The following is a 17,974-nucleotide window of genomic DNA, read 5'->3' as shown; positions in this document are numbered from 1 at the left end:
CCGGCCCGAGTGCCACCGGCCCGAATGCCATGCCGACCAGCAACTAGGCTGACCCGGTGACCTCAGGCCGCCTTGTCTCGCAGACGGCCACCTTGGCCCGCCTCGGGTTCGCCGACCCGCCGCGCGCCGTCCAGCTGCTCGGGGACCCTGCCCTCGCCGGTCTGGTCGACCCGCTCGACGACCTCTTCAGCGACGGCCTGCCCGACGCCCTCGGCGTCGTCGCCGACCCCGACCTCGCGCTCCTCAGCCTGGTCCGGCTGATGGAGTCGCTGCGTGCCTCCGCACCCCGTCGCCGCGACGACGAGTCCGGCGTCGGCGCCCAGGTGTCCGGTCTGGTCGCGGCCCTGCGCCACCGCGGACCCGCGCGCGACCGGCTCCTGGCGGTGCTGGGCGCCTCGACCGCCCTCGGCGACCACCTCGTGGCCCACCCCGAGCACTGGAGCAGCGTCGCCCAAGCCCGGCCACTGACGCCGACCGAACGCGTCGAGGAGCTCGTCGCCGCGGTGAGCGCACCCGGTGCGCACACGGCATACGACGCGCTGCGGATCGGCTATCGACGGCAGCTGCTCGCGATCGCGGCCCTCGACCTGACGTCGGGGGAGCCCGAGCGGGCCCTGCCCGAGGCGGCCGCCGCGCTGGCCGACCTCGCCGAGGCGGCGCTGGAGGCGGCGCTGGTCATCGCCCGCACCGAGGTGGGGGAGCAGGCCGAACTGTGCGACTTCGCCGTGATCGGGATGGGCAAGACCGGCGGCCGCGAGCTCAACTACGTCAGCGACGTCGACGTCATCTTCGTGGCCGAGCCCCGCGAGGGCGTCGACGAGGCCAGCGCCATCGCCGCCGCGACCGGCCTGGCGACCCACCTGATGCGGGCCTGCTCGACCAGCACGGGTCAGGGCACCCTGTGGCCGGTCGACGCGGCCCTGCGCCCGGAGGGCAAGAACGGCCCCCTGGTGCGGACCATCGACAGCCACCGCACCTACTACGAGCGCTGGGCCAAGACCTGGGAGTTCCAGGCGCTGCTCAAGGCCCGCCCGGTGGCCGGTGACCGCGAGCTCGGCGCGGCCTACATCGCGGCCGTCAACCCGCTGGTCTGGCGCGCGGCGTCGCGCGACAACTTCGTCGAGGACGTCCAGGCCATGCGCCGCCGCGTCGAGCAGCACGTGCCGTCGGGGGAGGCCGCCCGTCAGCTCAAGCTGGGGCCCGGTGGGCTGCGCGACGTCGAGTTCAGCGTCCAGCTCCTCCAGCTCGTGCACGGTCGGTCCGACGACTCGCTCCGCTCGGGCACCACGTTGGAGGCGCTCGACGCCCTCGCCCGCGGCGGCTACGTGGGGCGCGAGGACGCGGCCACCCTCGACGCCTCGTACCGGTTGTTGCGGACCCTGGAGCACCGGATCCAGCTGTTCCGCCTCCGGCGCACCCACCTCATGCCGACCGCCGACAGCGACCTGCGCCGCCTCGGACGGGCGCTCGGCCACCGCTCCGACGCCGCCAAGGCGGTCGTCGCGCAGTGGCAGCAGCAGGCCCGCGAGGTCAGGCGGATCCACGAGCGACTCTTCTACCGACCGCTCCTGGCCGCCGTGGCCCGGCTCAGCTCGAGCGACGCCCGGCTGGCTCCCGAGGCCGCCCGGGAGCGGCTCGCCGCCCTCGGCTTCCGCGATCCCGCGGGCGCCATGCGCCACCTCGAGGTGCTGACCGCGGGGGTGAGCCGCCGCGCGGCGATCCAGCGCACCCTGCTCCCGGTGATGCTGGGCTGGTTCGCCGACGAGGCCGACCCCGACGGGGGACTGCTGGCGTTCCGCAAGGTGAGCGAGGAGCTCGGCTCGACGCACTGGTACCTGCGCCTGCTGCGCGACGAAGGGTCGGCCGCGGAGCGGCTCGCCCACACCCTCGCGCGCAGCCGGTATGCCGCGGACCTCCTCGTCGGCGCACCGGAGTCGGTTGCCATCCTCGGCGACGCCGGCGGCCTCACCCCGATCTCCCGCGAGGACCTCATCCGCCGGATGCGGGCCGCGGCCGGGCGGCAGTCCGACCCCGACAAGGCGGTGCGGGCCGCGCGCAGCATCCGGCGGCAGGAGCTCTTCCGCATCGCGGTGGCCGACCTGTCCGGCAGCCTCGACCTGGACGGTGTCGGGACTGCCCTCACCGACCTGACGGCCGCCCTCGTCGAGACCGCCCTGCAGGTCGCGATCCAGACCGTCGAGTCCAAGCACGGCCCGCTCGTCACCGACATCCTCGTGGTCGGCATGGGCCGGCTCGGGGGCGGCGAGATGGCCTACGGCTCCGATGCGGACGTCCTGTTCGTGCACGACCCCCACGAGGGCGCGAACGACGCAGCCGCGCAGGAGCAGGCCCTCGAGACCGTGCAGGAGCTGCGTCGCCTCCTCTCCTCGGCCGGTCCCGACCCGCAGCTGGGTCTGGACGCCGACCTGCGACCCGAGGGGAAGAACGGACCCCTCGTCCGCAGCCTGCCCAGCTATCGCGCCTACTACGGTCGCTGGTCGCTCACCTGGGAGTCGCAGGCGCTGCTGCGCGCCACCCCGCTGGCCGGTGACCTCGAGCTGGGAGAGCGCTTCGTCGAGCTGATCGACCCGCTGCGCTGGCCCCGCGAGGGGCTCACCGGGCCGCAGGTCAGGGAGATCAGGACCCTCAAGGCACGCATGGAGGCGGAGCGGCTGCCCCGGGGCGCCGACCCCAAGAGCCACTTCAAGCTCGGGCGCGGTGGGCTGTCCGACGTCGAGTGGACCGTGCAGCTCATCCAGATGCGACACGCCCACGCGGTCCCGGCCCTCCGGACCACGAGCACCCTTCCGGCGCTGGACGCTGCGGAGGAGGCCGGGCTGATCGAGGCCGACCAGGCTTCGGCGCTGCGCGACGCGTGGTCGTTCGCGTCGCGCCTGCGCAACGCCTCGGTGCTGTACCGGGGCCGGCCGGTGGACAGTGTGCCGTCGGACCTGCGGGTGGCCGACGGGGTGAGTCGGATCCTCGGGGGAGAGCCCGGGAGCGGGGCAGACCTCGCGGAGAACTACCGGCGCGCAGCCCGCCATGCGCGGACCGTGATGGAGCTCAACTTCTACGGCTCCGCCTAGGAAGGTACGGTCGGGCGCATGGCCAGCGGGACGGACAACACGGTCACCGTGGCCTCGTTCGCCGAGGTGCTCCGCGCCCCGCTCGCCCGCCCGGTCCTCGCGGCGGCGATGCTGTCGACGTGGGGCGACCACATCGCTCGCATCACTGCCGCGGCAGTGGTGTTCAGCTGGACCGGATCGGCGCTGGCCACGGCCGCGACGTTCGCGGTCGCGCTGGTGGCCAGCCCGCTGGGAAGGACGCTGCTCGCGCCGATCCGGGGCCGGGTGACCCCCCGCGCCTGCCTCATCGGCAGTCACCTGATCGCAGCGCTGCTGGTCGGTGTCCTCATGGTCGTGGTCGCCACCACCCGGTCCGTCCTGCTGGTCCTGACGCTGGTGGCCCTGATCGGGTTCGTCGCGGGCCTCGCGGTCCCCGGCAGCCGGCTGCTGCTCACCGCCATCGTCCCCGACCGGCGCCTCCACACCCGCGCCGTCGGGCTGAGCACCCTTGCGGTGCAGGTGAACCAGGCCATCGGGCTGGCCGTCGGTGGAGCCGCCATGAGCCTGATCGGTGGCACCAAGGCCCTCGTGCTCGACCTGCTGACGTTCGTCGTGGGTGCGGTGGTCCTGATCACGGTGAAGCCTCCCCAGCCCACGCTCGGGCCCGGCGCAGCCCCGCTGCCCAGCCGGCTCGCCGACCTCCGCCGTGGCTGGCACCAGGTCCGCGGCAGCCGGGCCCTGACCGCCGTGCTGGGGCTGTTGGTGGCGAACGCCCTGGCCATCGCCGCGCCGGCGGCCGTGGCCCTGCCGTATGCCGCGCAGCAGGACACGTCGTCGACCTGGGGAGGCCTGCTGATGGCCGCGCCGATCCTCGGCGCGGTGGTTGGCCTGCTGCTCATCGGGCGGCTGCCGGCGGAGCGCCAGGCCTCGCTCGTGCTCCGCCTCGCGCTGCTGACCCCGCTGCCGCTCCTCGTCACGATCCTCGAACCACCACTGCCGGTGGTCTGGCTCGCGTGGTTCGGCTGCGGTGCCCTCCAGTGCCACCTCCAGCCGCTGCAGTCCGCCTTCACCCGACTCGCCCCCACGGCCGGGCGCGGCGGGGTCCTCGGGCTGGCCGGCGTCCTGTCGGTGGTCGTGACCGGGGCGGGCTTCGTCGTCGCGGGCTGGATCTGCGAGCGGACCACCCCTGCCGCCACCGTTGGCATCTGCGCCGTCGTGACCTTGGGCGTCCTCGTCCTGCTGGCCGCCAAGTGGCCCCTGGACGTGCTGCCAGGGAGCGCGAGACCGGGGGCTGAGACCGCACCGGGACGCCCCACGCGCCCCACCTAGACTTGCCGCATGCTCTCCACGATCGACCTGCGCGGACGGGAGCTGGGCGTCCGCGAGCTGCGCCACTTGCTGCCCCGCGCCGAGTTCGACGTCGCCGCGGCGGTCGAGACGGTCCGGCCGATCTGTGAGGACGTCCGTCACCGAGGCGCCCAGGCCCTCTACGAGCTGGGGGAGCGGTTCGACGGCGTCCGCCCGACCGCCCTGCGGGTGCCCACCGAGGTGCTGCAGGCCGCCCTCGCGGAGCTCGACCCGCAGGTCCGCGCCGCGCTCGACGAGGCGATCCGGCGCGTGCGCCTCGTGCACGAGGACCAGCGACGCACCACCACGACCACCACCGTCGTGCCGGGTGGGGAGGTCAGCGAACGCTGGGTGCCGGTCGACCGGGTCGGTCTCTATGTCCCGGGCGGTCGCGCGGTGTACCCCTCCAGCGTCGTCATGAACGTCGTGCCGGCCCAGATCGCCGGCGTCGGCTCGCTGGCCGTGGCCAGCCCGCCGCAGCGCGACAACTCCGGGGTCTTCACCGGCTACCCCCACCCGACCGTCCTCGCCGCCTGCGCGTTGCTGGGCGTCGACGAGGTGTATGCCGTGGGCGGCGCCCAGGCGGTCGCGGCCTTCGCCTTCGGGTTCGAGGACGAGTCCGGTGCGAGCGGTGCCGCCGTGCTCTGCGAGCCGGTCAGCCTCGTCACCGGACCGGGCAACATCTACGTGGCCGCGGCCAAGCGCTACCTCAAGGGCGTCATCGGCATCGACTCCGAGGCCGGACCGACCGAGATCGCGATCCTCGCCGACGACACGGCGGTGCCCGCCCACGTCTCGGCCGACCTGGTGTCCCAGGCCGAGCACGACCCGCAGGCCGCCTCGGTGCTCGTCACCGACTCGGTGGCGCTCGCCGACGCCGTGCGCGCCGACCTCGAGGACCGGGTGGCGAACACCAAGCACTCCGAGCGGGTCCGCGAGGCGCTCACCGGCCCGCAGTCGGGCGTCGTGCTGGTCGACGACCTCGAGGCCGGCCTCGCGGTGGTCAACGCCTACGCCGCCGAGCACCTCGAGCTGCAGGTGGCCGACGCCGCCGCCGTCAGCGAGCGGGTCCGCAACGCCGGCGCGATCTTCGTCGGACCACACTCGCCGGTCAGCCTGGGCGACTACGTCGCGGGGTCCAACCACGTGCTGCCCACCGGCGGCTGCGCGTGCCACAGCAGCGGGCTGTCGGTGCAGTCGTTCCTGCGTGGCGTGCACGTCGTCACCTACTCCCGGGCGGCGCTGGAGGAGGTGGCCCACCACGTGGTCACCCTGGCGCAGGCCGAGGACCTCCCGGCCCACGGCGAGGCGGTCCAGGTCCGGTTCGGGCAGGGCTGACCCGACCATGACCCAGACCCCCGACGACGGTGGCATCACCGCGCTGCTCCGTGACGACCTTCGCGGTGAAAAGCCTTACGGCGCACCGCAGCTCGACGTGCCCGTCCGACTCAACACCAACGAGAACTCCTACCCCGTCCCGCCGTCCGTCGTGGCCGAGATCACCGCTGCAGTCGCCGCGGTGGCGGCCGACCTGAATCGCTACCCCGACCGTGAGTTCACCGAGCTGCGGACTGCCCTCGCGGCATACCTGTCGTCGTCTGGCACCTCCGTCGACCCGGCGCAGGTCTGGGCCGGCAACGGCTCCAACGAGGTGCTGCAACACGTGGTGCTCGCCTTCGGCGGCCCCGGTCGCACGGCCCTGGGCTTCACCCCCGCCTACTCGATGCACCCGATCATCAGCGGCTCGGTCGGCAGCACGTGGGTCAACGGGCTGCGCGGAGCGGGTGGCACGCCCTTCGACCTGACCGTCGAGTCCGCGGTCGCCCAGGTCCGCGCCCACGACCCCCACGTCGTCTTCCTCTGCTCACCGAACAACCCCACCGGCACTGCCCTGGGGCTCGAGGTCGTCGAGGCCGTGTATGCCGCGGCGGAGCGTGCCGTCGTCGTCGTCGACGAGGCCTACGAGGAGTTCGCCCGCCCCGGCACGCCGAGTGCCCTGACCCTGCTCGAGGGCCGTCCCAGGCTCGTCGTCACGCGGACGATGAGCAAGGCGTTCGCGTTCGCGGGAGGGCGGCTCGGCTACCTCGCCGCCGACCCTGCCCTGGTCGACGCCCTCCGACTCGTGCGGCTGCCCTACCACCTGTCCGCCCCCACCCAGGCGATCGCGCTGGCCGCGCTGCGTCACGCGCCCGAGATGCTCGCGACCGTCGAGGTCATCAAGGAGCAGCGCGACCGGATCGTCGCAGAGCTCGCCCGGCTCGGGCTCGACCCGGTCGCCAGTGACGCCAACTTCGTCCTGTTCGGCGGTCTCGACGACGCCGCGCAGACCTGGCGGGCGCTGCTGGACCGGGGAGTACTGGTCCGCGACGTGGGGATCCCCCACTATCTTCGTGTCACGGCCGGGACCCCGGCCGAGACCGGTGCGTTCCTCGCCGCCATGGCGCAGGTCGCCCGACCTGAGCAGGACAGGAGCGCCCCGTGACGCAGGACAACGGAACCTTCGACAGCGTGGCCGGTGACCGCACCGTCTCGCTGAGCCGCTCCACGTCCGAGTCCAGCGTCGAGCTGGAGCTCAACCTCGACGGCACGGGGCAGTCCGACATCTCCACCGGTGTCCCCTTCTACGACCACATGCTCGCGTCGCTCGCCAAGCACTCGCTCATCGACCTCCGGGTCAAGGCCAGCGGCGACGTGCACGTCGACGCCCACCACACGGTCGAGGACGTCGCCATCGTGCTCGGCGACGCCCTGCGCGAGGCGCTGGGCGACAAGCGCGGCATCTCCCGCTTCGGCGACGCGACCGTCCCGCTCGACGAGGCCCTGGTGCAGGCGGTCGTCGACGTCGCCGGTCGCCCCTACGTCGTGCACACGGGCGAGCCCGAGGGCCAGGCCTACGTCGTGATCGGCGGCTCCTACGTCGGCTCCTTGACCCGCCACGTCTGGGAGTCCTTCGCCGGCCGGGCCGGGATCGCGCTGCACGTGCGGGTGCTGTCCGGGCGCGACCCCCACCACATCGTCGAGGCCCAGTTCAAGGCGGTGGCGCGGGCCCTGCGCGCCGCCGTCGCGCGCGACCCCCGGGTCAGCGGCATACCCAGCGCGAAGGGCAGCCTCTCCACGTGAGCGCGCCGTGGCAGCCCGCGCAGGAAGCGCGCGGACTGCTCCTGGTGAGCGGCGAGACCGGGCCGGTGTCGACGTGGGTGCGCCGAGGGTTGGTGGCCTGCCAGGTCATCCCGCTCGGGTCGTGGACCGCCGTGGTGCCGACCGAGTCGTCGTCGCGCGCCGAGCCGCCCTACGACGACGCCGTCACGGTGCTCGCGGCGCGACCCGTGCCCCGTCGCCTGCGCAGCGCCCTGGGTTTCTTCACGATCGACGGACGTGCCGTCGTGACCGTCCAGGGTCCCGGCTGGCGCACCGGGGTCCGGTGGCTGGTCTGGGAGCCCGGCGCCGGGCTGGTCCGGGCGCCCGGCCTCGAGCTGGCCCGACCCGCGGACCTGCTGGCTGCGGCCGGCCGCAAGGGTGATCCTCGCGCGGTGACCGACATCGTGGGAAGCCGCGACGGGCGGGCCGACGTGGTCCTCACCGACCTGCTCTCCGTGCTGGGTCTCCCGGGCTCCGACCTGGTCGGGCCCAAGGTCGGGCTGCGTGGCCAGGTGGTGGCCCCGACCGCCCAGTCGGTGGCCCGGTTCGACGCCCGGATGGCCGAACAGGCCCGTCATCGTTCCGAGCTGGAGGAGAACTCATGAGCCGGGTGGTCGTCTTCGACTACGGCAGTGGCAACGTCAGGTCCGCGGTCCGCGCGCTCGAGCACGTCGGCGCCGACGTCGAGCTGACCGGCGACCGGTCGACCGCGCTCGCGGCCGACGGGCTGTTCGTGCCCGGGGTCGGCAACTTCCACGCCTGCATGGCCGGACTGCGCGCCGCCGACGGTCCCGCCGTGATCGACCTGCGGCTCTCGGGGGGCCGACCGGTGCTCGGCGTCTGCGTCGGCATGCAGGTGCTCTTCGACGGCTCCGACGAGCCGAGCGGCTCCCCCCAGGAGGGGCTGGGGGAGTGGCCGGGGTCGGTGTCCCGCCTGAAGGCGGAGGTGGTGCCCCACATGGGCTGGTCCGACGTCGACGTCGCCGCCGGCTCCACCCTCTTCGCGGGCGTCGAGTCCGAGCGCTTCTACTTCGTGCACTCGTATGCCGTGCAGGCCTGGACGCTGGAGGAGCCCACCGGCGCCTTCGCCGCCGTCGCACCCAAGGTCACCTGGGCCGACCATGGCGGCCGCTTCGTCGCGGCGGTCGAGAACGGCCCGCTGTGCGCGACGCAGTTCCACCCCGAGAAGTCCGGGGATGCCGGCCTGTCCCTCCTCGAGAACTGGGTGCGATCGCTGTGAGTGCCCCCAGGAAGTCCACCAGGAAGTCGACGACCCGCAAGGCGACGACACGGAGGGCCACGAGCTCGACCCGACGGCGTCGCACCACGACCACGACGCGGCGCACCCGGCCGAAGGTCGCGACGACGGTCGGCGCCGCCCTCGGGACCCTCGTGGTCACCTTGCTGCTCGACGCGTCCTGGCCGGTGCGGATCGGCCTGGTGCTGCTCGCCCTGCTGCTCGTCGGCGGCTACCTCTACCTGCAGGGCCGCCGCCACGACGCGACCGAGCCCCCGACCTCATCCACCCCACCCACCCCATCCACCGAGGACACCCCATGAGCGCCCCCCGGCTCGAGCTCCTGCCCGCCGTCGACGTCCAGGGCGGTCGCGCCGTCCAGCTGGTCCAGGGGGTGGCGGGCAGCGGGGGTGAGTTCGGCGACCCGTGGGAGGCCGCGCTCGCGTGGCAGGAGCAGGGCGCGGAGTGGCTGCACCTCGTCGACCTGGACGCGGCCTTCGGCCGGGGCTCCAACCGGGAGCTGCTCGCCGACATCGTGGGCCGGCTCGACATCCGGGTGGAGATGAGCGGCGGGATCCGGGACGCCGCATCCCTCGACGCCGCGCTGGCCACCGGGTGCCGCCGGGTCAACCTCGGCACGGCGGCGCTCGAGGACCCGGAGTGGACTGCCCGTGCCATCGCCGAGCACGGTGACCGCGTCGCGGTCGGGCTCGACGTGCGGGGTACCACCCTCGCCGCCCGTGGGTGGACCAAGGACGGCGGAGACCTGTGGGAGACCCTCGACCGGCTGGACCGGGAGGGCTGCGCCCGCTACGTCGTCACCGACGTCAACAAGGACGGCATGCTCAAGGGCCCGAACCTCGACCTGCTCCGCGACGTGTGTGCCCGGACCGACCGACCGGTCGTGGCGTCCGGGGGAGTGTCGACGCTCGACGACATCGAGGCGATCCGCGGGTTGGTGCCGGAGGGTGTCGAAGGGGCGATCGTCGGGTCCGCGCTCTACCGCGGCGCGTTCACCCTCCCCGACGCGCTCGACGTGGCGGGCCGGCCGTGAGCCAGAGCGGTCCGCGCGACTCGGCCGGCACCCCGTTCGGGGGCCGGGAGCTCAGCAGCACCGGCTTCGACGACGACACCGGTGCGGCCGACCCCGCGTTGGCCGGCGCGCTCGGCGACCCCGGCGACGAGGTCGGCCTGATGGCCGCGCTCGGCGCCGCCCGGCTGCTCGTGCCGATCGTGGCCGAGCCGGTCTCGGTCGACACCTCCGGTGAGCACTCCACCGGGGGCCTCACCGTGGAGAAGCAGACCGACCTGGCCGCCGTGACCCTCGTGGCACCGGATGGCACCCGCGCCCTGCCCGTCTTCTCCTCGATGGCCGCCATCGCGGCGTGGGACCCCCGGGCCAGGCCGGTGCCGGTCACCGCGGCGCGCGCGGGTCAGGCCGCGGTCAGCGAGCGGTGCGACGTCATCGTCGTCGACGTCGCCGGACCGGCCACGGTCGCCCTGCGACCGAGCATGGTCTGGGCCTTGGCCCAGCAGCGCGAGTGGTTGCCGGCGCACGAGGACGAGGTGGTCCGGCGCTCGGTGGCCACGGCCGTGCGTGAGCAGGACGCGGTGCTGTCACACGAGGTCGGCCCCGGCGCCCCGGGCGAAGGGGTCCTGCGGATCTCGCTGACCCTGCGGCCCGGTCTGGACGCGGCCGCGGTCCAGGCCGTCGCCACCGCGGTGGGCGAGCGGCTGGCGACCGACGGCGAGATCCGGGCCCGGATCGACGGACTGGCCTTCGCGATCTCCTGACGCCGGCCCGCGGGGCTCAGTCGCCATGGGGCGGCGGCAGCTCGGTGACGCGCACGACGGCATCGACCGGCAGGGCGGCATACAGGTGCGGGAAGGTCTCCCCGGTCTGCGGGTTGCCGACCTCGACGACGGGAGGCTCGGTGAGCCGGGCCTCGTCGATCTCGAGCAGCAGCAACGGGCCGGCGAGGTCGCCGTAGTAGGCCCGGCGCACCACCGGCCACTGCTGGTCCGACGAGCAGTGGATGAAGCCCTCCTCCTGCATCGTCCGACCGCGGGTGGACTGCGCGTAGGAGCCGGTGGCGACGGCGTCCTCCCAGTGCGTGGGCTCGGCCAGGTGGTAGATCGTCACGCGGCGAAACTACCGCGCGGCTGACAGGAGCACCGTGACCTGACCACGGTGTCCACTGACAGGAGCAAAAGTCGTTTGGCCGGTGTCGGTGGCTGGTGCGAGAGTAGGGGGGTGCTGCTCGCCAACGCCCGCTACCGTCGCGTCCTCGCCAGTGCCGCGCTGCGGCAGGCGCTGGTGCTGGGCTTCCTGGTGCGCATGCCGATCTTCGCCGGTGGGGTGGTGCTGACCCTCCACGTCGTCAGCCACCTCGGTCGGCCCTATGCCGCGGCCGGGCTGGTGTCGGCCGCGGCGACCATCGCCATCGCGGTGAGCGGTCCGTGGCGCGGCAAGCTGCTCGACCGGCGGGGCCTGCGCCGGGTGGTCGTGCCCTCGATCGTCGTGGCGGCGGTCTGCTGGTCGATCGCCCCGTTCGTCTCGTACTGGTGGCTGCTCGCGCTCGCCGCGCTGGCGGGGCTGTTCGTGATCCCGTCGTTCTCGATCATCCGCCAGGCCGTCATCGCCGCCGTCGACGAGGACGACCGGCGCACCGCGATCTCACTCGACTCCGTCGCGGTCGAGCTGTCCTTCATGGTCGGACCGGCTGCCGGGGTCTGGGCCGCGACCGTGTGGCCCACCCAGTGGGTCCTGTTCGCCATCGAGATGCTGGGCGTGCTGGCCGGGGTGCTCCTGTGGTTCGCCAACCCGGTGCTGCACGACGAGGCCGAGGCCGCGGTGGACGACGAGGGGGTCAGTGTCGAGGTGCCGCGAGTCGTGCGCTCGCAGTGGTTCAAGGCCCGCTTCCTCGTCATCTGCCTCGCCGCAGCGGCGACCACCCTCGTCCTCGGGGGGACCGACATCGCGATCGTCGCGGCCCTGCGCGACTTCGACGCCCAGCCGTCGATCGGGTGGGTCCTGGCCGTCTGGGGGTTCGGCTCGCTGCTGGGCGGGCTGGTCTACGGCGGGCTGCACAAGTCGGTGTCTGCCTTCTGGCTGCTCGGTGGGCTGGCGCTGGTCAGTGCACCCATGGCCCTGGCGCTCGGAGTCGGGTCGCTGGCGGCGCTGTCCTTCGTGGCCGGCCTCTTCTGCGCCCCCACCATCACGGCCACCGTCGACCAGGTCAGCCGGGTCGTGCCGGGCGCCGCCCGCGGCGAGGCGATGGGCTGGCACGGCTCGTTCATGACCGGCGGCATGGCGCTGGGCGCGCCGCTCGCCGGCTTCGCGATCGACCACCAGGGCTGGCAGGCCGGGTTCCTGCTCGTCGCCGCCGTGGGGCTCCTGGTCGCCCTGGTGGGCGCGCTGGCCACGTCGGGGCGGGCGACCGAGCGTCGGGCCGCGCACCGCCTGCGCGCCACCGCCGACGCCTGAGCAACCCCGGGCGGGGAGTGCTGCCCATGTCGGGACGGCGGTCCTGCGGATAGCCTGCGGCGACACAGGCAACGGCCGACTGGGGGCAGCGTGGACGACCGGAAGGGCATGCGCGAGGACCGCGTGCGTGACATCGCCGCGCGCCTCAGGACGCACGCGCGGTGGTTGGACGAGGCGACCGCCGACGTCCAGAAGGCCGTCGCCACCCTGCGACCGGTGTGGACCGGCCCCGACGCGGCGGCCTTCGTGCGCCGGTCCGGAGCGATGGTCCACGACGTCGAGTCGGCCGCCGCCGGGGTCCGCCAGCTCTCGGCCGAGCTCTTCGCCGAGCTGCAGGCCCAGGTCGAGGCGAGTGCCGTCTCGGACGGGCACGGGGACGGTCCGTCGGTGCCGCTCGACCAGACCACCGAGCAGGACGGCCCCGACATCCCCCTCGACCCCGACCTGCCGGTGCGACCCCAGGACCTCCTGTGGGCGCTGTTCGGGGCCGACTCCCCGTGGACCCCACAGGGCCTGGCCATCGACGCCGGCGGCGGCCTCCTCCTCACCACGCTCTACAACGCCCACGACACCGCCGACGGGCTGCTCGTCATCCAGGACGCCGCCACCGGTGAGGTCCTCAACACCGTCCGGCTCGCCGGGATCGACCACTACGGCGGGGTGGCCGTGCACGGTGACCACGTGTGGGTGTCCGGAGCCGGGCAGGTCCAGCTCTACTCACTGTCCGAGCTGAGCGCGGCCGACAACGGCAGCACGGCGCCGGTCCACGACAGCTTCCCGGTCGACGGCTACAGCACCGTGACCTACCACGACGGCCAGCTGTGGACCGCGCAGTTCAACGGGCACGGGAGCGACCGGATCTACACCTACGACGTGGGCGCGGACGGCAGCGTCTCGGCCATCCCGAGCTCGGTGATGGGTGGGGAGCAGGAGATGCAGGGCATCGCGGTCAACGACGACTACGTCTACGTCTCGCAGTCCGAGGGACGCGACGCGGAGCACAGCACCCTCACCCGGATCGACCGGGCCACGGGGGAGCGGGAGTCGATCGAGATCCCGTCGACGATGGCCGAGGGCATCGCGCTGCACGGCAACCAGCTGGTCCAGACCTACGAGTCGGGCGCGGCGCAGTACGCCGACGGCCGTGGCCCCCGGTCGACGACGACGGTGCGCGACCTGGACTGAATTCGGTGACGACGGCGACGACGGCGACGCAGGGTCAGACGACCGAGCCGGTGAGCTTCTCGCCGGGGCCCTGGCGATGCCGAGAGCTGGGTGACGCCGGTCAGACGACGGAGCCGGTGAGCTTCTCGCCGGGGCCCTGGCCGGGCGGGTCCTGGATGACCGAGGCCTCCCGGAACGCCAGCTGCAAGGACTTCAGCCCGTCGCGCAGGGGAGCGGCGTGCTGGCTGCCCAGGTCGGGGGCGCTGGCCGTCACCAGCCCCGCCAGCGCCGAGATCAGCCGCCGTGCCTCGTCGAGGTCGAGGTGCTCGGCCGCATCGGGCCCCTCGGCGAGCCCGCACTTGACCGCCGCGGCGCTCATCAGGTGGATCGCGGCGGTGGTGATGACCTCCACCGCCGGCACCTCCGCGATGTCCCGCGTGGCCCGCTCGGTCGCCTGCTCGTGACCTGCGGCTTCGCCGTCGTGGTCGGCAGCGGCGGGATTGGGAGATTCGGTGCTCACGCTGGTAGCCTTTCAGATCGACCGGCCGTGTCCATCGTCGGGTGACCTGAGAGGGTGGCCCAGCAGCGGGCCCGGTGTGCAAGTGAAGCAGCACCTGCTTCCACCCGCGTCAACCGCAAGGTTGCCGGGTCCACGGAGTCACCGAGGCGTATGCCGCGGGCGCGAGCCACGCGGCATACCTCCCCTCGGGGGCGAGTGACGGACAGGTGAGGCTTCCCGCGCAACGGCGACGGGGAGCCTTTCTTCGTTGCAGCGGCCGCCCTCGTGACATCAACAGCAGCACCTTCACGGCAGTGAACTTCCAACAGAGGAGCACCAACATCAGCGAACCTCGCATCAACGACCGCATTCGGGTACCCGAAGTGCGGTTGGTTGGCCCCAACGGAGAACAGGTCGGCATCGTGCGCGTCGAAGACGCACTGCGTCTGGCTGCCGAGGCTGACCTCGACCTCGTCGAGGTCGCCCCGATGGCCAAGCCTCCGGTCGCCAAGCTCATGGACTTCGGCAAGTTCAAGTACGAAGCGGCACTCAAGGCACGCGAAGCGCGCAAGAACCAGGTCAACACGGTCATCAAGGAGATCAAGCTCCGCCCGAAGATCGACCCGCACGACTACGGCACCAAGAAGGGCCACGTCGAGCGGTTCCTCAAGGGTGGCGACAAGGTCAAGGTGACGATCATGTTCCGCGGACGCGAGCAGTCGCGCCCCGAGCTCGGGTTCCGCCTCCTGCAGCGCCTCGCGGAGGACGTGCTGGAGCTGGGCACCGTGGAGTCGGCCCCCAAGCAGGACGGCCGCAACATGATCATGGTGCTGGCCCCGACCAAGAAGAAGTCCGAGGCGATGGCAGAGCAGCGCCGCGCCCGGACCTCGCACGAGCCGGCCAGCGGTGGGGAGCAGTCCGCCGCCCCCGAGCAGGACGCTGAGCAGGCCCCGGAGCAGAGCCCCGAGCAGACCAGCCCCGAGCAGACCACCCCTGACGCAGCCCCTGCGGCAGCGGAGGCCACGGCCGACCAGGCCTGAGCACGACCTGCACGACCGAACGACGCACGAACCACCGAACAGTCGGTCGCCTCACGAGGCGAGCGCATCGACAGCAAGGAGATCGGCAGCCATGCCGAAGATGAAGACGCACTCCGGTGCCAAGAAGCGGTTCAAGATCACCGGCACGGGCAAGGTCATGCGCGAGCAGACCAACGGCCGCCACTACCTCGAGCACAAGTCCTCGAAGTACACCCGCTCGATCGCGAACGACGTCGAGGTGTCCAAGCCGGACGCCAAGAAGGTCAAGAAGCTTCTCGGCCGCTGAGCCGAGCCCACCCCCACCAGCACAGCCGGGCTCAGCACAGCAGTTCCGGACGCTAGACCTACACAGCAAGGAGAACTCACGTGGCACGCGTGAAGCGGGCGGTCAACGCCCAGAAGAAGCGCCGGGTCGTCCTCGAGCGCGCCAGCGGTTACCGCGGGCAGCGTTCGCGGCTCTACCGGAAGGCCAAGGAGCAGGTCACCCACTCCCTCGGGTACGCCTACCGTGACCGTCGCGCCCGCAAGGGTGACTTCCGTCGCCTCTGGATCCAGCGCATCAACGCCGGCGCCCGCGCGAACGGCATGACCTACAACCGGTTCATCCAGGGCCTCAAGGCCGCGGAGATCGAGGTCGACCGTCGCATGCTGGCCGAGCTCGCCGTCAGCGACGAGGTCGCCTTCACCGCCCTCGTCGAGATCGCCCGCGCGAACGTGCCGGCGACCACGGAGACCGCGGCCGCGTCGGCCTGATCGACCAAGCACCTCCGAGCGCCGGGACATGCCCCCGCCGACCCACCGCGAGCCACCTGTGATGACCAACCCAGGGGCCGAGCGCGTGAAGTCGGTCAAGGCACTGTCCCGGCGCTCAGTGCGTCTGCGCACCGGACGGTTCCTCGCGGAGGGGCCGCAGTCCGTGCGCGAGGCCGTGGTCCACCACCCGGAGCAGGTGGTCGACCTCTACCTCACGGCGCAGGCCCGGACCCGCCACGCCGACATCGTCGAGGCGGCGACCGAGGCCGGGCGCTACCTGCACGAGGTCAGTGACGAGGTGCTCGCCGCCATGTGCGACACGCCCACCCCGCAAGGGCTCGCAGCGGTCTGCACCACGACGACCGCGACCCTCGACGAGGTGCTCGCGTCCGGGCCCCGCCTGCTGGTGCTGCTCACCAACGTGCGCGACCCGGGCAACGCGGGCACGGTCATCCGCGGTGCCGACGCCGCGGGCGCCGACGCGGTGCTGGTGAGCGACGCGTCGGTCGACGTGCACTCGCCCAAGGTGGTGCGGTCCACGGCGGGCTCGTTGTTCCACCTGCCGCTGGTCACCGGGCTGCCGATCGAGGAGACCGTGGGTCGGCTCCGGGCCGCCGGGATCAGGGTCCTCGCGGCCGACGGAGCCGGAGACGTCCTGTTGCCGCAGGTCGACCTGACCCCGCCCCACGCGTGGGTGATGGGCAACGAGGCCTGGGGTCTGGCGCCCGAGGTGCGCGACCTGTGCGACGAGGTCGTCCGCGTCCCGATCTACGGCAAGGCCGAGTCGCTCAACCTCGCCATGGCCGCCACGGTGTGCCTCTACGCGTCTGCAGCAGCACACAACCGTTAAGGTCGGCGGCATGGACTTCCAGCCCGGCATGCTGATGGACAACGAGTCCGCAGGCACTGCCGCCGAGCTGATCCCCGACGGCCTGGTCGCCGCGGACGGCGACGGCCGGATCCTGTTCCTCAACACCCGCGCCACCCGCATCCTCGGTCGTCCGCGGGAGGAGCTCGTCGGCGCAGACATCCGCGAGGCGGTCGACCTGCAGGACAGCGACGGCACGTCGTGGTGGGCCGTCACCGACCCGTGGGGTGGGCTGCGGATCCGCACCGGGCACCGCGAGAAGCTCCTCATGCTCCGGCACAACGGTCGGGAAGTGCTGGTGACCGCCAAGTACCTGCGACCCGGGCGCAACCAGCCCGTGAACCGGGTCAACATCCTCATGCGTGACGCGTTGTACCGCCGCCGCGCCGAGGCCGAGAACGCTGCCGTCATCTCGACGGTCGCCCACGAGCTGCGTTCGCCGCTCACCTCGGTCAAGGGTTTTTCGTCCACGCTGCTGCGCCGGTGGGACCGCTTCAGCGACGACCAGAAGCGGCTGATGCTCGAGACCATCGAGGCCGACGCCGACCGCGTCACCCGGTTGATCACCGAGCTGCTCGACGTGTCGCGGATCGACTCCGGCCGCCTCCAGATCCGCCCCCTGCCGATCGACGTCTCCGCCGTCTTCCGCCGGCACGTCGAGCGGGCGGTGGCCAGTGGCCTCGACCGAGACCGCTTCGCGATCGAGGTCTCCGACGAGCTGCCCGAGGTGTGGGCCGACCCGGACCGGCTCGACCAGATCCTGTCGAACCTCATCGAGAACGCCTTCCGCCACGGCGAGGGAGTCGTGACCCTCGCGGCCCAGCGCTCCTCCGACGACGGGCAGGCCGCGCTCGAGGCCAGGGGTCACCACGCCGCGGGCGTCGACCTGCTGGTCGCCGACCAGGGCAAGGGCATCGCCTCCGACCACCGCCACCTGGTGTTCAGCCGGTTCTGGCACGGCTCCGGGCGCGGCAGCACCGGGCTCGGGCTCTACGTCGTCAAGGGACTCGTCGAGGCGCACGGCGGACGGGTCCAGGTCGAGGACGGACACGCCGGTGGCGCGCAGTTCCGGATCAGCCTGCCGTCCGAGCCGCCCGACTACCTGGCCTGAGCGGCCCGGCTGCCTCGCCCGAGCCGCCCATCCGGTGAAACCGGGTTGCGCCGCCCCGGTGGGCCGGGTCAGGCTGGCGACGTGAGCAGCGAGCTGGAGCGATTTACCGTGCCTTCGGGCGCGGTCGCACCGCTGCACTGAGGGCACACCCGGCGACGCCTCTGCGTGCGTCACCACGCCGCCCACGCGGCATACCTCCTGCACCCAGCACTCGCCCCGAAGGCTGAACCCGGACCCCGGGCCGCATCCGTGCGGCCCATAGACT

General features: G+C 72.9%; 19 protein-coding genes. 17 read left to right on the top strand and 2 right to left on the bottom strand.

What is annotated here, in order from left to right; translation table 11 throughout:
• The first annotated feature begins 56 nt into the window (after positions 1–56).
• The 10 genes from ASG91_RS14750 to ASG91_RS14705 are packed head-to-tail and all read left to right on the top strand — an operon-like array spanning position 57 to position 10,581.
• A complete protein-coding gene (locus tag ASG91_RS14750) occupies positions 57–3,086 on the top strand; it encodes a bifunctional [glutamine synthetase] adenylyltransferase/[glutamine synthetase]-adenylyl-L-tyrosine phosphorylase (protein ID WP_056923403.1) in 3,030 nt (1,009 codons plus the stop codon).
• A gap of 18 nt (positions 3,087–3,104) precedes the next feature.
• Positions 3,105–4,394: an MFS transporter gene (locus ASG91_RS14745; protein ID WP_056923402.1), complete on the top strand. Its 1,290-nt coding sequence runs from the start codon at positions 3,105–3,107 to the stop codon at positions 4,392–4,394.
• Between the two features lie 9 nt (positions 4,395–4,403).
• Positions 4,404–5,750: a histidinol dehydrogenase gene (hisD, locus tag ASG91_RS14740; protein ID WP_056923401.1), complete on the top strand. Its 1,347-nt coding sequence runs from the start codon at positions 4,404–4,406 to the stop codon at positions 5,748–5,750.
• A gap of 7 nt (positions 5,751–5,757) precedes the next feature.
• Complete coding sequence (locus ASG91_RS14735; RefSeq protein ID WP_056923400.1) at positions 5,758–6,894, top strand: histidinol-phosphate transaminase; 1,137 nt, start codon at positions 5,758–5,760, stop codon at positions 6,892–6,894.
• Positions 6,891–7,532, top strand: coding sequence for an imidazoleglycerol-phosphate dehydratase HisB (gene hisB, locus ASG91_RS14730; RefSeq protein WP_235543654.1), 642 nt, complete (start codon positions 6,891–6,893; stop codon positions 7,530–7,532). Before ASG91_RS14735 ends, hisB begins: the two co-directional genes overlap by 4 nt.
• The gene (locus ASG91_RS14725; protein ID WP_157581868.1) at positions 7,529–8,155 is read left to right on the top strand and encodes a hypothetical protein; all 627 of its coding nucleotides are present in this window, start codon (positions 7,529–7,531) and stop codon (positions 8,153–8,155) included. Before hisB ends, ASG91_RS14725 begins: the two co-directional genes overlap by 4 nt.
• Positions 8,152–8,790 (top strand): imidazole glycerol phosphate synthase subunit HisH, encoded by a 639-nt coding sequence (gene hisH, locus ASG91_RS14720; RefSeq protein WP_056923398.1) that lies wholly within the window; start codon positions 8,152–8,154, stop codon positions 8,788–8,790. Before ASG91_RS14725 ends, hisH begins: the two co-directional genes overlap by 4 nt.
• A complete protein-coding gene (locus tag ASG91_RS14715) occupies positions 8,787–9,110 on the top strand; it encodes a hypothetical protein (RefSeq protein ID WP_056923397.1) in 324 nt (107 codons plus the stop codon). Before hisH ends, ASG91_RS14715 begins: the two co-directional genes overlap by 4 nt.
• On the top strand, positions 9,107–9,841 hold the full coding sequence (gene priA, locus ASG91_RS14710; RefSeq protein ID WP_056923396.1) for a bifunctional 1-(5-phosphoribosyl)-5-((5-phosphoribosylamino)methylideneamino)imidazole-4-carboxamide isomerase/phosphoribosylanthranilate isomerase PriA: 735 nt from the start codon (positions 9,107–9,109) through the stop codon (positions 9,839–9,841). The genes ASG91_RS14715 and priA overlap by 4 nt, the downstream gene beginning before the upstream one ends.
• Positions 9,838–10,581, top strand: a complete 744-nt coding sequence (locus tag ASG91_RS14705; protein ID WP_056923395.1) for an SseB family protein — start codon at positions 9,838–9,840, stop codon at positions 10,579–10,581. The genes priA and ASG91_RS14705 overlap by 4 nt, the downstream gene beginning before the upstream one ends.
• 16 nt (positions 10,582–10,597) lie before the next feature.
• On the opposite strand, the gene ASG91_RS14700 is transcribed toward ASG91_RS14705, so the two are convergent.
• Positions 10,598–10,930 (bottom strand): DUF952 domain-containing protein, encoded by a 333-nt coding sequence (locus ASG91_RS14700; protein WP_056923394.1) that lies wholly within the window; start codon positions 10,928–10,930, stop codon positions 10,598–10,600.
• Between the two features lie 111 nt (positions 10,931–11,041).
• Between ASG91_RS14700 and ASG91_RS14695 the strand changes: the two genes are divergently transcribed.
• On the top strand, positions 11,042–12,274 hold the full coding sequence (locus ASG91_RS14695; RefSeq protein ID WP_235545661.1) for an MFS transporter: 1,233 nt from the start codon (positions 11,042–11,044) through the stop codon (positions 12,272–12,274).
• A gap of 90 nt (positions 12,275–12,364) precedes the next feature.
• Positions 12,365–13,459, top strand: a complete 1,095-nt coding sequence (locus ASG91_RS14690; RefSeq protein ID WP_056923393.1) for a hypothetical protein — start codon at positions 12,365–12,367, stop codon at positions 13,457–13,459.
• A 100-nt stretch (positions 13,460–13,559) separates the two neighbouring features.
• On the opposite strand, the gene ASG91_RS14685 is transcribed toward ASG91_RS14690, so the two are convergent.
• The gene (locus ASG91_RS14685; protein ID WP_157582461.1) at positions 13,560–13,868 is read right to left on the bottom strand and encodes a DUF1844 domain-containing protein; all 309 of its coding nucleotides are present in this window, start codon (positions 13,866–13,868) and stop codon (positions 13,560–13,562) included.
• 383 nt (positions 13,869–14,251) lie between these two features.
• On the opposite strand from ASG91_RS14685, the gene infC reads away from it, so the two are divergent.
• The 5 genes from infC (at position 14,252) to ASG91_RS14660 (ending at position 17,709) form a co-directional block, all read left to right on the top strand.
• Positions 14,252–14,977 carry a translation initiation factor IF-3 gene (infC, locus tag ASG91_RS14680; RefSeq protein WP_235545660.1) on the top strand — a complete coding sequence of 242 codons (726 nt, stop codon included), beginning with the start codon at positions 14,252–14,254 and terminating at the stop codon, positions 14,975–14,977.
• A gap of 91 nt (positions 14,978–15,068) precedes the next feature.
• Positions 15,069–15,263 (top strand): 50S ribosomal protein L35, encoded by a 195-nt coding sequence (gene rpmI / locus ASG91_RS14675; protein WP_056923390.1) that lies wholly within the window; start codon positions 15,069–15,071, stop codon positions 15,261–15,263.
• Positions 15,264–15,343: 80 nt separating this feature from the next.
• On the top strand, positions 15,344–15,730 hold the full coding sequence (gene rplT / locus ASG91_RS14670; RefSeq protein ID WP_056923389.1) for a 50S ribosomal protein L20: 387 nt from the start codon (positions 15,344–15,346) through the stop codon (positions 15,728–15,730).
• A 58-nt stretch (positions 15,731–15,788) separates the two neighbouring features.
• The gene (locus tag ASG91_RS14665; protein ID WP_235545721.1) at positions 15,789–16,580 is read left to right on the top strand and encodes an RNA methyltransferase; all 792 of its coding nucleotides are present in this window, start codon (positions 15,789–15,791) and stop codon (positions 16,578–16,580) included.
• 10 nt (positions 16,581–16,590) lie between these two features.
• The gene (locus ASG91_RS14660) at positions 16,591–17,709 is read left to right on the top strand and encodes an ATP-binding protein (RefSeq protein WP_056923387.1); all 1,119 of its coding nucleotides are present in this window, start codon (positions 16,591–16,593) and stop codon (positions 17,707–17,709) included.
• The last annotated feature ends 265 nt before the right edge of the window (positions 17,710–17,974 follow it).

Source organism: Phycicoccus sp. Soil802, from assembly GCF_001429605.1.
In the GTDB taxonomy this organism is placed as follows: domain Bacteria; phylum Actinomycetota; class Actinomycetes; order Actinomycetales; family Dermatophilaceae; genus Pedococcus.
This window is presented reverse-complemented; position numbering and strand designations above follow the sequence as displayed.

Coding starts and splice junctions, on each gene's coding strand:
- hisD (WP_056923401.1), top strand. CDS start 4,404: ATGCTCTCCACGATCGACCTGCGCGGACGGGAGCTGGGCGTCCGCGAG.
- priA (WP_056923396.1), top strand. CDS start 9,107: ATGAGCGCCCCCCGGCTCGAGCTCCTGCCCGCCGTCGACGTCCAGGGC.
- ASG91_RS14745 (WP_056923402.1), top strand. CDS start 3,105: ATGGCCAGCGGGACGGACAACACGGTCACCGTGGCCTCGTTCGCCGAG.
- hisH (WP_056923398.1), top strand. CDS start 8,152: ATGAGCCGGGTGGTCGTCTTCGACTACGGCAGTGGCAACGTCAGGTCC.
- rpmI (WP_056923390.1), top strand. CDS start 15,069: ATGCCGAAGATGAAGACGCACTCCGGTGCCAAGAAGCGGTTCAAGATC.
- ASG91_RS14735 (WP_056923400.1), top strand. CDS start 5,758: ATGACCCAGACCCCCGACGACGGTGGCATCACCGCGCTGCTCCGTGAC.
- ASG91_RS14660 (WP_056923387.1), top strand. CDS start 16,591: ATGGACTTCCAGCCCGGCATGCTGATGGACAACGAGTCCGCAGGCACT.